This is a genomic window from Gimesia chilikensis, assembly GCF_008329715.1.
Taxonomy (GTDB): domain Bacteria; phylum Planctomycetota; class Planctomycetia; order Planctomycetales; family Planctomycetaceae; genus Gimesia; species Gimesia chilikensis.
This window is the reverse complement of record NZ_VTSR01000032.1, coordinates 721,753-736,362: the sequence shown is the minus strand read 5'-3', so window position 1 is coordinate 736,362 and position 14,610 is coordinate 721,753. Positions and strand designations below refer to the sequence as shown.

9 protein-coding genes are annotated in these 14,610 nt (G+C 48.5%); 5 read left to right on the top strand and 4 right to left on the bottom strand.

Translation table 11 applies throughout. The annotated features are described in order from the left end of the window. Positions 1 to 8: 8 nt before the first annotated feature. Both FYZ48_RS27695 and FYZ48_RS27690 read right to left on the bottom strand, forming a co-directional pair. The gene (locus tag FYZ48_RS27695; protein ID WP_149345711.1) at positions 9 to 839 is read right to left on the bottom strand and encodes a uroporphyrinogen-III synthase; all 831 of its coding nucleotides are present in this window, start codon (positions 837 to 839) and stop codon (positions 9 to 11) included. A gap of 96 nt (positions 840 to 935) precedes the next feature. After that, complete coding sequence (locus FYZ48_RS27690; protein WP_149345710.1) at positions 936 to 1,733, bottom strand: hypothetical protein; 798 nt, start codon at positions 1,731 to 1,733, stop codon at positions 936 to 938. Between the two features lie 514 nt (positions 1,734 to 2,247). Between FYZ48_RS27690 and glgB the strand changes: the two genes are divergently transcribed. The 3 genes from glgB to FYZ48_RS27675 all read left to right on the top strand — a co-directional run bounded on the left by glgB (position 2,248) and on the right by FYZ48_RS27675 (position 7,078). After that, complete coding sequence (gene glgB, locus FYZ48_RS27685) at positions 2,248 to 4,317, top strand: 1,4-alpha-glucan branching protein GlgB (protein WP_390625146.1); 2,070 nt, start codon at positions 2,248 to 2,250, stop codon at positions 4,315 to 4,317. 617 nt (positions 4,318 to 4,934) lie between these two features. Continuing rightward, positions 4,935 to 6,230, top strand: a complete 1,296-nt coding sequence (locus tag FYZ48_RS27680) for a DUF1444 family protein (protein ID WP_149345708.1) — start codon at positions 4,935 to 4,937, stop codon at positions 6,228 to 6,230. Between the two features lie 29 nt (positions 6,231 to 6,259). After that, entirely contained in the window at positions 6,260 to 7,078 is an 819-nt protein-coding gene (locus FYZ48_RS27675) for an MBL fold metallo-hydrolase (RefSeq protein ID WP_149345707.1), read from the top strand. Between the two features lie 8 nt (positions 7,079 to 7,086). Here FYZ48_RS27675 and FYZ48_RS27670 read toward each other — a convergent pair whose 3' ends face one another. Both FYZ48_RS27670 and FYZ48_RS27665 read right to left on the bottom strand, forming a co-directional pair. Continuing rightward, positions 7,087 to 8,466 carry a LysM peptidoglycan-binding domain-containing protein gene (locus FYZ48_RS27670; protein WP_149345706.1) on the bottom strand — a complete coding sequence of 460 codons (1,380 nt, stop codon included), beginning with the start codon at positions 8,464 to 8,466 and terminating at the stop codon, positions 7,087 to 7,089. A 258-nt stretch (positions 8,467 to 8,724) separates the two neighbouring features. After that, on the bottom strand, positions 8,725 to 10,653 hold the full coding sequence (locus FYZ48_RS27665; protein ID WP_187782262.1) for an ExeA family protein: 1,929 nt from the start codon (positions 10,651 to 10,653) through the stop codon (positions 8,725 to 8,727). Positions 10,654 to 11,251: 598 nt separating this feature from the next. Here FYZ48_RS27665 and FYZ48_RS27660 point away from each other — a divergent pair. Both FYZ48_RS27660 and FYZ48_RS27655 read left to right on the top strand, forming a co-directional pair. Next, positions 11,252 to 12,211, top strand: coding sequence for a PhoH family protein (locus tag FYZ48_RS27660; protein ID WP_145039996.1), 960 nt, complete (start codon positions 11,252 to 11,254; stop codon positions 12,209 to 12,211). A 180-nt stretch (positions 12,212 to 12,391) separates the two neighbouring features. Then, complete coding sequence (locus FYZ48_RS27655; RefSeq protein ID WP_187782261.1) at positions 12,392 to 14,596, top strand: HD family phosphohydrolase; 2,205 nt, start codon at positions 12,392 to 12,394, stop codon at positions 14,594 to 14,596. Positions 14,597 to 14,610 lie beyond the last annotated feature (14 nt).

Here is a 14,610-nt window from a genome sequence, read left to right as displayed (position 1 = left end):
TGGATGAGTCATTTTTTCCGGGCCAGGATTTCAGGAGCGGCCTCTAAGGCCCCTTTAACCAGCGGCCCCATTTTAGGTGGGCTCGATTCGAAGTCGATAGGGAGCCCCTCCTGATTCAGGGCCTCGGAACAGGCGGGACCGACTGAAGCGATCATCGCCCCGGCTGCTGCAGCGAGCCATTTCTCGCGGACCTGTTCCTCTTCAGCGATCTGCAGAACATGAGACACCTGCTGTGCACTCGTGAACATGAGGATGTCAAATTCTCCTCTGACCGTCGCATGAACTGCATTTCGCAGCCCGGAAGTATCTTCAGGAAGCGCCCAGCGATATACGGTCACCGGCGTCACCTGAGCTCCCCGGTTTCGGAGTTCGTCATAAAATTCCTGAACCGGCTTTCCGTATTCCTGAACGACAATGTGCTTACCGGTAACGGAGAATTCTTTTTCATCCCAGATCGAAATAATTTCGTGCCAGGTATTGGGTTCCGGGGCGGAATAATGAATGGGAACTTCCCAGTTGCGAAGTACAACAGTTGGCTTAGGCCCGCGCACCGTAACAATTGCTTTTCGCAATGCGTCGAGAACCTGTTCCCGAGGATAATATGCCTCTGCAGCCTGAAGCATCGCTGTAGCGCCGACTCCAGTCAGAAAGACAATCACATCGATTTCACCACGAAACAACCGTTCGCAAAACGCTTTAACCTGCACATTGTCTTCCAATGGGATTTCATCCATGGAGTGCACCAGAGTAGGAATCCCCTGATTGCGTTCGATCAGAGCCTGCATGGCGTCCTGTTTTCGACTTTCAAAACTACAGACGCGTAAACGGGTGACATTCATAGAGCGATTTTCACTGTAAACGTAAACAAAAGAGGGTGGCTGTGTCGTTATTATAGAGCGCGCAGCAGAGACATTGAATGACCGATTTGCAGTTTCTTAGCGAGAACCTGTATTTCGGCGACAGGAGCCCAGCCACTCACGAAATTCTGCATCAACTGCAGAGAGATCATCCACGTTCAGAATCTGGCACAAGGTCAGTCGGCCTGTGGGGTCAGAAGCCTGATTCGTTCTGAGTTTGCGATAGAATGGGGAGAGGAGATTCTTTTGTTGCAGATACAGACAGAAACAACGAGCGTAAGCATATGTCAGAGCTTCCCGATCCATTCGAATTCTGGCCTGGACCACAAGATCATTGAGAGGTGGGAGCTGATTTCGCTCCAGGGCGGATAACAGGATCTGAACCCTCCAGTTAGTCGTCCCCAAAAGTCGATTACCCTGGTCGGAAAACTCACACTGCTCATGCAGGGAAGCAAGACCTTCGTCAAACCATTCCGGCATGTCAGGATAATCGACCTCGGCCAGTGCGTGGGTCAATTCATGTCCCAAAGTGCCACTTCCTGTGGTCAGGTTCAGGACAATCCGCAACTCATCAGCCATGAAGTAACCATAATAAGATCCGGTCTGCCGCTGATCCAGATCGCGAGCGACCTGCTGATACCGTTCCTGGCTGGAAAGAGCGACAATTGTGACAGGTTGATCTGGTTTCGTGTCAAAATATGAGACATTCAGCGCGTACTCTGTCGGCTGGATCGCTTTGCGGTAAAGTGCATCAAGAGTACTGACCTCATAATCACCAATCAGAACATAAGGGGCGATGATTAGACGATTGGTCGGAAGGGAAATGCGTTTCTGGATTGATTGCGCCTGTAACTCGCAAGCCGTCTGAAGCTGCAAGGGTACTGATTCAGAAGGTTTATCTGGAAGGGCTTGCCAGGATTCTGGTGGGCTGAGGCGAACGACATTTGCCAGTGCGCGGTTCTCCTCTGTACCAGAAAATACCAGGAGGTAAAATCCGGCGATCAGGCCAAGTGGGCCAGCGATCAGCAGAGTAGTGCGATGAATAGACAAAAGCAAACCTTTGACAAAGTCGGTCTGACATGAATTCAGACTGCCTCAAGTGACAGATGGATCTATCAAAAAGATGACATGTAATTATAGATCACCTGCCGATGGTCCACTTGAGTAAAGCTTGCCGGTTTTTGAAATTTAAAACATGTTGCAGCCCGCTTGAATATATTATCTGCCTTGATCGCCGCGAATTGCCCAATCACCAAAACCCTCATGATTAGTTCAATTTAACAGATGACCTAATACTGTTCCCGGAGATGCAGAAAGAACGCGGTAAAACCCCATCAAGGATCAGTAACAATCTAACCGAAATCTTGTTATACTGGACTTACCGATTATGATGGCGCAGAGGCCGACTGTACCATCAGATACTGAATACAGACCTTTAAAACAGATCAAAATGAGCCAATCTTTTCATCCTGAAACAAACCAAAACCGCCCCAAGGTTCCTTGGCGGCCCCAAAGCCTGCACAATAAGATTCAGACTCGTCGACCATTATTTACCTCCGCCGAACTTCACGCACTAAAGACAGGAATGCATTGCACCATGTACCAATCAATGGGAGCTCACCCCGACGAAGTTAATGGAATTAAAGGCACACGCTTCGCTGTCTGGGCACCAAATGCACAGGAAGTCTGTGTGATCTGTGATCGCAACCACTGGAAACATGGAGAAAATTACCTTCATTCCAGTGATGCAGGAGTCTGGTCGGGGTTTCTCCCCGAGGTAGGTCAGGGAGACGCTTATAAATTCAGTCTGCGAGGGCAAAACGGTGAGTTCTTCGAAAAGAGCGATCCCTACGCTTTTTATTCCGAACTACGTCCGAAGACCGCTTCGATCGTTTATGATATTGAAAACTTCCCCTGGCAGGACCAGCAGTGGTTACGAAAACGCCAGGAGACCAACTGGCATAATGAACCTGTTTCAATTTATGAAGTCCATTTGGGCTCCTGGAAACGCCCCAAAGATGGGCGACAGTTCTTTTCTTACCGGGAACTGGCTAAGGAACTGGTCGATTATGTGCATCAGATGGGCTACACCCACATTCAGCTGATGCCTGTCACAGAGCACCCGTTTGATGGATCATGGGGCTACCAGACCACCGGTTATTTCGCACCAACCAGCCGGTTCGGCACACCGCATGATCTGATGTATTTCGTAGATTACTGCCATCAGGCGGGAGTCGGCGTACTGTTCGACTGGGTTCCCGGCCATTTTCCCACAGATGGTCACTCCCTCGGCCGTTTCGACGGCACCTGCCTATACGAACACGCAGACCCTCGCAAAGGGTTCCACCCCGACTGGGGAACCTACATTTTTAATTACGGGCGGAACGAAGTTCGCGATTTCCTGTTGTCGAGTGCCCATTTCTGGATTGATAAGTATCACTTTGACGGTCTCCGCGTAGATGCCGTTGCCTCAATGCTGTATCTGGACTATTCACGAGAGGAAGGGGAGTGGGTCCCCAACCCCAGCGGAGGCCGTGAAAATCTGGAAGCAATTCAGTTCCTGAAGGACGCAAACATCAGCCTGCACGGAGCCTATCCGGGAATTCTCACGATTGCCGAAGAATCTACCTCCTGGGGGGGTGTATCGCACCCGGTTTATAACGGAGGACTGGGCTTCAGCATGAAATGGGATATGGGCTGGATGAACGACACCTTGCGTTACATGCATTTCGATCCGATTTATCGATCACATCACCAGGGCGAACTTTCTTTTCGCATGATCTATGCTTTTACAGAAAACTTTGTACTGCCTTTATCGCACGATGAAGTCGTACACGGTAAACGTTCCCTGCTATCCCAGATGCCTGGCGATCTGTGGCAACAATTTGCAAATCTGAGACTGTTGTACGGATACCAATACACAATGCCAGGCAAAAAACTACTCTTTATGGGGGGAGAACTGGCACAGTGGACCGAATGGAATCATGATAACGAACTTGACTGGAAACTGATCGGTCACGAAAAACACGATGGAATTCGTCGCCTGATCGGTGACCTGAACTACTTATACCGCACCGAAAAATCTCTATATGAGACTGATTTTTCTCAGGAAGGATTCTCCTGGCTCCAGTGTGATGACTCGAAAAACAGCGTATTTGCATTCCAGCGAAATTCGACAGAGGTTGAGGAGCACGTCATTGTGATTGCTAACTTCACACCTGTGCCAAGGGAAGGCTATCGAATTGGAGTCCCCAAAGCGGGTTACTACCATGAAATCATTAATAGTGACGCAAAGATTTACGGTGGTTCCAATATGGGAAATGCAGGTGGTGTCTACAGCGAGAAAATCAGCAGTCATGGTAAGAACGACAGTATCACGTTGAATTTGCCCCCGCTGGCATTGCTGATTATGAAACCGGTAGCGGCACCGCAGAAGAAAATCAAACCGGACACAAAGTAGAATACGTGTTTTGGGGATGCCAGATGGTACTGAACATCGTCTAGTACCCGTGCAGATAGAGAAATTCTGCAAAGAAAAGGGTGGAAATTGCGGTTCCACCATTCTATGATATCGAACTAATCAGCACATTTTTTGTGTTGATAAAAAAAGGACGCCGCTGAGTGTATAGGCGCTCGCCCAAACAGTCCCGACGAGGGAAAGTTCGGCTATACTCCCCAGCAGCGTATCCTTTGGTGAAGTTCAAGTCAGAGTGAGGAAGTTGCTCGTTTCCTCACTCTGTAGCTGGTAACAAAGCAAACACCGTACCAGCGACAACCCCACCTCAACCACATTTCCATAAGTCCATATCTCAATGTGACTTACAATATAAAAATATTATTTCTTTTTTTTACAACCACCCTCCGAACTCCAAATCTGCCCTCCTCGAAGGCATTTTGCTGCTTAGATACACAGCAGATGGTCATCAAATGTGCTGCCAAAGATTCAGATAGAGTTATTCCGGTCAATCGTCTACTATAAAGGTTGAATAAAAGAATCAGGGACTTGCTGAGGATCGATGTTTGCATAATCCCTCGACTGGTCCAGTCAGAATCATTTCTTGTGCTGATGGTGATTTCTTGTCTGACTTAGAATTTCAAGAATGGGCGCGATACACGGGGCCTGCGTGCTGGTATTCACTGTCCTATCCCTGTGACTGGGTCAAAGATGAGAAAGATGGGATTCTGCAACTCAGCCCCCCGGAAGGTGAGTCCACTCTTACTATCAGCTGTCACTGGAAATCAGTCCTGCCGCAGACCTCTACAGTTGCTGGCATGGAAATGGATTTCGATCAACTGTTCGTCAGGCATCGAAATATCCAGCAGCGCACCCCGTTAGCAATCGAACATGAATCGAGTGCCTATTCTGGTGAAGCCATCATTCAAAAGAAACGGAGCTGGTGGCAAAACCTGGTGTCGTGGATCCCCGGTTTCCCCCAGAACTGGCAGTTCTGGAACCTGTGGTTGATACGTGAGCGATCAATCCAGATGGTCGTCACCTATTTTTACGATCCGCGCATCAAAGACGAACATTTTAAAATCGTTCAGCAAATCTTACACTCGATTCAGATTACTCTCGATCCTGCACATCCTCCAGAACTATTCGCAAAGGAAGTCCTGACTCTGGCAGAAGCAAAGTTCCCGCTGATTTCTTCACATTTATTACCGGGATTCCGGCTCAAATTTGGTGAAGCAGAGTTGAATCTGAGCAATTTTTATCGAGCCTACCTGAATTCCCGATCTGAATTCGAGAAAAATATCACGACAGCCCTCGCCACGATTCTGCAGATCAATGAATGGGGAACTGATCAAACGGAACCGGAATTTGAACAGGTGCGGGATCGAATTATGCCGATCCTGTTATCCCGAGACTCCTGGCAGAACCATTTTCCCAATTTTGTCGGGGAGAACTGGATTGCGAATCTGGCCATCCTGTATGTGGTCGACGAATCGAACGCATACTGGTATATTCATGAGAAGCTGTTGGAAAAGTGGGGAATCAACTGTGAAGAAATTCATGAGTTGGCCCTGACAAACCTGGACCGGTATTTTGAGTATCACCAGATCGAGTTAATCTGCATGTCCCGGGAAGACGGGCCAGACATGATCATTCAAAGTAAACCTGATGCTTATAATGCATCTCAGGTACTGAGTCGGGGCTTTTATCAGCAGGCACGCCGGTTTCTGGGAAGCGAATTTCTGGCCGGAGTCCCCAACCGTGACTTTCTGCTGGCGCTCAGCCTAAGTGAGTCACAGATAATTGAAAAAATTCAGCACAATATTGCCTGTGATTATTTGAAAATGGACCACCCGCTTACGGATCAGTTACTGGTTGTCACTGCGGATGGAGTCAGCGAATATTGCGGTGTAGGCTGATTCTGGATTTCTAAAGTGATGAAAGAGTAATGCAACAGGAATCAAATATCTTCTCCGAGAGACCGGGTGAATTCATCACAATGGGAACTGGAACCAGCGTGGGAATTCCCATCGTTGGCTGTGACTGTGAAGTCTGCACATCTCCCAATCCGAAGAACCAGAGAGGACGCACTTCCGTATATATAGGCGCTCCTGAAGGGGGCTTTTTAATAGACACGCCACCTGAGCTAAGACTGCAAATGCTACGGGAAAATATCCCCTGGGTTCACGCGGTACTCTATACTCATAGCCATGCCGATCATCTATTCGGTCTGGATGATGTCAGGATCAGCGGTTATCGTCTGGAAAAATCGGTTACACTCCACTGTGAAGAGATCGTGGAACAACAGATTCGCCGTTCTTTCAACTATGCCTTTGACGAACCTACCCACAATCTTCACCACATGTCGAGGCCAAGGCTGGATTTCCAACGTGTTTCCCTGGAACCTTTTGACCTGCTGGGCTTGAAAATTCAACCGATCCGACTGATGCATGGCACACTGCCAATCCTGGGGTACCGGATTAACGACATCGCTTTCTGTACCGATGTAAGTCATATTCCGGAGGAGAGCTGGCAGCTCCTGGAAGGTCTGGAGTACCTGATTATCGATGCCTTAAGAATCAAACCACACCCCACACATTTTAATCTGGAACAGGGGCTGGAAGTCGTTGAGAGGGTAAAACCCAGGCGTGCTTACTTCACGCATATCTCGCACTCGCTTGAGCACGAAGAAACGAACGCCAGCCTGCCTGAGAATGTTGAACTGGCATTCGATGGTCTGTCATTGCCTTTAAGTGGGGCGAAGTGATTCTCCAGTTACGGAAGCTGGAGCTTCATTCCCGGCATGATGTAATTTGCATTCTTCAGAAGATCACGGTTTTTCTGATAGATCTGAAACGCAGCGGAACGTTTCCCATAAATCCGCAGAGCGATTGACTCCAGTGTATCTCCCTTCTGAATTACATAGGTCTTCGCTTGTTCGCCTTGAGTGCTGCTTTTAGACGCGTCCGGCAGACGGTCAAACAGATCTTCTACAATTTCATCCACATTTTCAGGCTGGACCTGAGAGAGTGAATGTCCGGTACGTGTTCCCTTATCTGTGGTCCCAGGTGTCAGAGGCGAGCGGGGTACCGGAATGAATTTACGGTAACTGTCAGGAATTGAATTCATCCCCGCTGAATCTTCCAGCTGTTGAGAACTCAATGAATTCTCGAGCTGATTAACGGCTTTCCCAACATCCTGTGCATCGGGAGTTCCTTTTTCATTTGACTGAGACAATGACTCAATCAGCCCTTCAAACTGAACCGAGCCATTCTCTGATTTGAGCTTGGGCTGAGAAACCATCTGCCCCATTGTTCGTTTGCCTGAAACAGCAGGAGTTCCAGTATTAGTTTGCCGACCTGCTGACTGTGGCTTCATTTCAGGAGTCGGGTAAACGGGAATCCGTAATTTCATCCCTTCACGAATGTCATTCGGACTACGAAGCTGATCGCGATTGATATTGAATATTTCCCGATATTTGCGGCTCGTCCCCAGGTAACGAATTGAAATTTCAGACAGAGTTTCGCCTGATCGCACAGTATGAACGCGATACTGCAGCGGACGTCTCTCGCCACTGTTTGCTGGCTCTGCATTCCGCTGAGCCGGATTCACCTCCCAGGCATTATTATGCGCGGGTTTACGTGTTTCATTCTTGAGAGGATCTGAACTATGCGCTGAATCAGGAGCCTGCGGTTGTGCGAATGTTTGATTCTGGTTGGGTTCAAATTGATCATCTGCAAGATCCGAACTCGAAAACTGATTTTCAATCGTAACTTCTTCTTCCGGAAGTTCGATCTCTTTCAGAAAATCAGGCATTTCTCCCCAGCGTTCGGCGTTGCCGGACTTAGCTTGTCCGCCTGGTTTTATATGAGAAATAGTTGGGACAGCAACTCCGGTTTCTTTCGTGGCCCGAGGTGAGTCCGAAATTCCGGTCAGAGTCTGCTCACTTCCGAGCTGAGTATTCAGCGGGTCTTTAGTCGAGGAACCCAGATAGGGCGTTCGATCTTTATCGGCGATCTGTTCATCCAGATAGTGGGGGTCATTGAGTTCTGGAATCTCAACGGTGGTATTCTTTTCCTGGCGCAGACAAAATGCGCCAACGAAACCAATTACCAGTAACGCTAAAGCTAAACCGACTTTTTTATCTTGATGCATTAGAACCTCGCCTCGAATAAACGCAGTGTAGTAATGCGTATCGGGCGAAATTCTTTAAAAGAAAATCAGAAATTGAGCAGATCGGCTAAGCGCAGAAAGATCCTCCTTCCAGTATCACACTTGAGTGGATCATGCTGAAAATACGGAGAACGGTCAGAACAGCCCCATCAGTTGTTCAGGCTGTAATGATTAAATTGATCGGCGAAAAGGGCGTGACTCTGACGTGCCATCTCCTCTTGGGGAAGGCCACACCTCTGATCAGGAATGCGACTCCTGTTTGCGTCTCAACCGGCTGAATAGATTCTTGTACCTGCCTAGAGCAGGGCCTCTCAGATGGGCAGTCGCAGATGACTCTGACTTTTCTGTTGCTGGCGAATCCAGTCGAACAGAAGTATTTGATGCAGTTTCAAGCTGACCGTCATGCTGCAAGTCATTTTCCCACGCTGGATAATCCGATACTGCTGAGATCTCTTCCGTCTCAGGCTGAACAATATCATATACATCTGCAGGGTCGGTTTCGTCAGGAACTGAATAATTCCGGATCTCATTCAGTGCATTGAGCAGCCCCTTACGAGTTTCCGAACAGACTTCATAAACCTGGGCAGCCAATAGTTCTTCAAAAGAGCCCTCACCCCGTGTAGCCTCTGCAGCAAGTTCCTGGAACACGTCGGGCTCCAGTTGATTCAGTGCCGCCCCTTCAAATTCCAGTTCAGAAGTTTCATTCTGCTCAAGGGGATTTCCCGCGGAAAACTCAACGGTATGTCCAAGATCACTCTCAGATTCTTTAGCTGGTAGCTTCAGCGACTCAGTGTCAGATACTCCCTGTGCCTGCAGTTGTGGTACATACTGGAATTGAGGCGCTCGCAACTGAAAGACGGAAGTCGTGGACTCAAAACTCTGATGTTTTTCACCAAACAGGGACGCAGGATCGAATCCTGCATCGATGGCAGCATATCGATCGACAACATCTACAAAATCGCCGTATGTTTCTGTCACTGCCGAGAGAACCGGGTTTAAATCTGCTTTGGACACCGGTTCCTGATTATCAACCGGAGAATTGATCTCCAAGTCCATTTCTACGGTCGTTTCAACAGGTGTGTGAGAAGAAACGGTTTCACTGCCAATCTCGATCGCTTCTAATCCTTCACCAAACGAGAACGGATCTTCGGTTGAAGCACTCTCCTCAGAGGTTGCCAGCTCTTCAAATATCTCCGAGGGTTCATCTACCAGTTGATGGAGACGTTCCTCGATCGACTCATCAATGTCTTGTTCTAATAGAACATCATCAAAGAACTGATCCAGCTCTGTGAGAGCTTCTTTCTTGCGCATTTCTTCGAGGGGGGAGGGAACCGGCAAGGGGTCATTCCAGTGAAGAGGTAGTTGCTGCAAGTCTGCAAAAGCTTCACGGGCGATCGTCTCATCAACTTCTTGAACATCCTGCATATAAGCCAGCATCAGGCTGTGATCGCAGATTTGATTCAGACAGCGAGGCAACCCATCACTTACGTGAGTAATAAACTTGACTGCTTCGGCAGAGAAACAGCGTTTGTTCTGAGTTGAAACGCGATTGATGCGGTATTCGATATATTCTTCAGATTCCTGTCGAGTCATTCGGTCCAGATAGGTCTGGCATCCGATTCTCTGGTTTAACGAAGACAGCGCTGGCTGGATGAGCGTCTCTTCCAGCACCGTCTGTCCGGAAAGCAGCAGTTGTACAGCAGGCTTTCCGTCAAAGGCGATGTCTGACAGAACCCGTAATTCTTCCAGAAAGGGAGTTCCCAGCAAATGAGCTTCATCGACAATCACCAGTAATGGCTGCCCGTGAACCAGAAATGAGGAACGGATTTCTGCGGTCAAAGCCAGGCGTAATTCCTGCTCACTGATTTTTTCATAACAGTCGGTCAAGCCATAGAGCAGTGTCTGCAGTAATGCCCGGACAGTCGGAAAATTGCAGTGCTCCAGAAACTGAATCTGGAACTGATCCTCAAGCCGATTAATCAACTGCCGGCAGATAGCCGTTTTTCCAGTTCCCGCATCGCCGGTAAGAATCGTGATTCCATTTAAGCTGGAAATCGTTACCTGGATCTCGTCCAGTACATTCTGGTGTTCTGCTGCCTTGAAAAAACATGCAGGGGAGGGTGAAACGCTAAAGGGTCGATCCTTGAACCCAAAGAATGTTTCGTACATTTCCGATTGCCTTCTGGATGATTTTGACTCAAGAAAAGGACACTCAGAACCTGAAGCGCATCCTGACATTACCGGTCCCGCGTCCTATGGAGAATTCATCGAACAGGCTCCCCCCACTTCTTGAACATTACCAATACAATCGGCAGCATCTGAGCAGGGTCACAGCGGCGCATTACCCAAACGCTAGATCTTGACACTCCCTGGTATTGAAAATCGGAAATATTCCGATTGTGAAGAATGGGTAATCTTACCTGTTCGAGGACTCAGAGGTTCCTGAAAGACATGCGTCTCATTTCCAATCTCCAGCCACTGGGAACCTCTGACTTGACGACAATTTCACAAGAATGTAAGCCTTTTCCTGGCAATATTTTATGAAAACATAAGCAATTATACGTAACTCTCTCCTTTTTCTTCCCAGTTTGCTGGAGTAGACTTTATAACATGCTCGAAACAGAGGCCGTTTTCCCTAGTGTTCCGGTCTCTGATTTAATTGCAGTTTTAGCGATTTCAGTGTAGCGAAATTCAAAAATACCTGTCATTATTTCCAAGCTCTGAATTGTTTTATTCCTCATCTCAGGAGGCACTCGTAGAATTTCTGATGTCAGAAGCCACACTTTCTTTCTCTGATCCTGATCAGATCCCGGTTCTGCTGGGAACCCATGATTGTCACATCAGACAAATTCAGGATGCACTGGGTGTGAACGTCGTTCATCGAGGCGACGAATTACGAATCATCGGCGATGATTCGCAACTCCAGAAATCACTTCGCATCTTTTCCGAGTTAAGAGCCATCATCGAAAAGACCGGCCAGCTCAAAAATGAACAGGTACAAACAGCCCTGTTTGGTGGAAACCCGAGCAGCAAGCAAGAAAAACAGACCCCGGACTCGACGCCTTCTGCGATTGATCTCTATGAAAAGTCCCGAAAAGTACATCCGCGAACTCCGGGGCAGTCTGAATACATCAAGTCGATCCTGGAACACGACCTGGTATTTTGCACAGGTCCAGCAGGGTGCGGTAAAACTTTCCTGGCGGTCGCAATGGCGATAAACGCTCTCCGCACGGAGCAGGTCCGCAAAATCGTGCTGGTCCGCCCCGCAGTCGAAGCTGGTGAAAAGCTGGGATTCCTACCGGGCGATATGCTGGCCAAGGTCAATCCATTTTTACGTCCGCTCCTGGATGCTCTGGGCAGTCTGCTCGACTATGAGCAGGTCAGTCGTTACATGGAAAATGATATCGTAGAAGTCGTGCCGCTGGCATTTATGCGTGGTCGGACTCTGGACAACACATTTATCATTATGGACGAAGCTCAAAACACAACAGTGACCCAGATGAAAATGTTCCTGACCCGTATGGGAATGGGATCCAAAATTGTGGTCACAGGCGACGTCTCCCAGATCGACTTGCCCCCCGATGTCTCATGTGGCATGACGGATGCCATCAATCGCCTGCGAAACATAAAAGGCGTCGGACTTACTCAGTTAAAGAATGAAGACATTGTGCGTCATCGACTGGTAGGTGAAATTGTCAAGGCTTACCAGAACGAAGACATCTCCTGATACTGATTCTGACCGCGTTTTCTCAACTTAATCTCATCTTTTCGAACGACTCAGGTTGCTTCCATGGCTTTTTTTGGTCCTAAAAGATCCCGAACGGCGCTTGCTGCCAGTTTGCGTGATTCTTCCAAATTAAGTTCGAGGCTGCGCGAATTACTGAGCAACCGGGGTACACTGTCCCGCTTGAGCGTCTGTCTGCTGACAATCCTGATTCTCATGGTTGCCGTAGAAAGCTGGAAAGCGCCGTTTCCCTACCGACTGGGCATGTACTCGGAACATGGGATTCTGGCCAGTGTTCCTTTCAAAGTTGCCAACTCCATTGAAACCGACCGGGAACGGACGCAAAAAGAGTCAGAGGTTCCGTACTACTTCATTCAGAACCCTAATCTGATTAATAGCCTTCCCGAGCTCCTGAAAAAAGACCTGGAAGCCATCGCCGATGCCAAATCGCTGGATGAACTGAACAGCGACACCCGTGCTGAACTGGGACTTACGGCCTCCCGGCGTCTGGAGCAGTTTATGGATCAGTTCCCGGAGGAGTCCGAACAAACCTTTGCAGAACTGAAGTCACAAGTTTCCAGTCCTGACTCCAATGATACTAAAAAGATCGATGCGATCATTGATGACTTTACAACACTCATTGCACCACTCAAAACCTATGGAATTGTCAACGAAAATGATCTGACCAAACACCAGATTCGACCCGGTGATATAATCGAGATCATCTACAAAGACACGGGAGAACATAAGAAGGTAACCAGCTTTGATATCCGACTGCCTGACCAGCTCTCTGCAAACAGCGTGATCGGTCGTGAGTGGAGTAAATTCCCCAAACTTGATTCCATGAAGTCGGCGCTGTCTCACTGGATTTATTTCCAGGCTCCGACAACACTGGTTTACGATGCTGCCCGCACCCAGGCAGAACGAAAACAGGCGAGAGAGAAAGTTGAAGAGGTCTACGATACTTTCCAGAGGGGAACAGTTCTGGTCGAACCTGGTCAATTGATCGAAGACAATCAGCTGACTCTGCTAAGAGCCGAGTATGAAACGAAAGAAAAAGCTGTCCCCTATTACGAACGGGTAGTGCGCGTCAGCTTCATTTTTCTGATGTTTATCGTACTGGCAGTCTTAAACGGATATCATCTGCTGAGAAATAAAAGGGCTGTTGCCAGAACGGTCAGCAGATTGAGTATCTATCTGAGCGTCATTGTCTTGACCGTGTTTCTGGGTAGGATTCTTTCCTACGATCCCTGGCGTGCAGAAGTACTGCCTCTGGTAGTCACCGTAATGGTCTTCGCAATCGTCTATGACCAAATCATGGCGATCCTGACAGCGTTGTCGTTGTCATTGATACTTTGTCTTTCCACGGGAAGCTCGCTGGGGCATTTCGTTGTATTGATGAGTATTTCTTCAGTGGCGGTTACTTCGCTGGCCACAGTCTCATCCCGCTCCACTTTGATCAAACTTGGTTTCGGCATGGGATTGACCTACTTTCTGGTCTACTGGGGAATCAACCTGATCAACAGCCAGGAGCTTTCGAACGGCCTGATTGATCAGCAGGTCCTCTGGGAAAGCCTGCAGGGAGCAGGGTGGTGTCTGGCAGCAGGTTATCTGGTTGCCGGCAGTCTTCCCTTTATTGAATCCCTGTTCGGTGTGGTAACGGATATCAGCCTGCTCGAAATGAGTAATGTTTCGCACCCACTGCTGCAGGAACTGGTTCGTCGAGCACCGGGCACTTATAACCATTCCATCTCGATGGCCACTATCGGTGAAGCTGCTGCAGACAAAATCGGTGCAAATGGATTGCTGGTTCGGGTCGCCGCTTACTACCATGACATCGGCAAGATGCTCAAACCCCAGTACTTCATTGAAAACATGGTCGTTGGGAGTGAAAGTCTACACGACAATCTGGCCCCGGCAATGAGTACCCTGATCATTATCGGCCATGTCAAAGATGGCGTCGACCTCGCTCGTCAGCACAATCTACCACAGCCGATCATCGACTTCATCGAACAACACCACGGCACCACGCTGGTTGAGTATTTCTTCCGTGAAGCAGAAAAGCAGGCCGACCAGAGTCTAGATCATAAAACCGATGCTGAAGAGTCATCCTTCCGCTATCCCGGCCCTAAACCGCAGACTCGCGAAGCAGGGGTCATGATGTTAGCCGACGCAGTGGAAAGCGCCAGTCGAACCTTAAGTGATCCAACTCCGAAACGGATTAAGTCTCTGGTCCATTCACTGGTGATGAAACGGTTGCTGGACGGACAGTTTAACGAATGTTCGCTGACATTGAGTGAGATTAATATTGTCGAAGAATCCCTGGTGAAATCTCTGATTGGGATCTATCACGGACGCATCAAGTACCCCGAAGAACGTTCTGCATAATCAAGTAATCAACC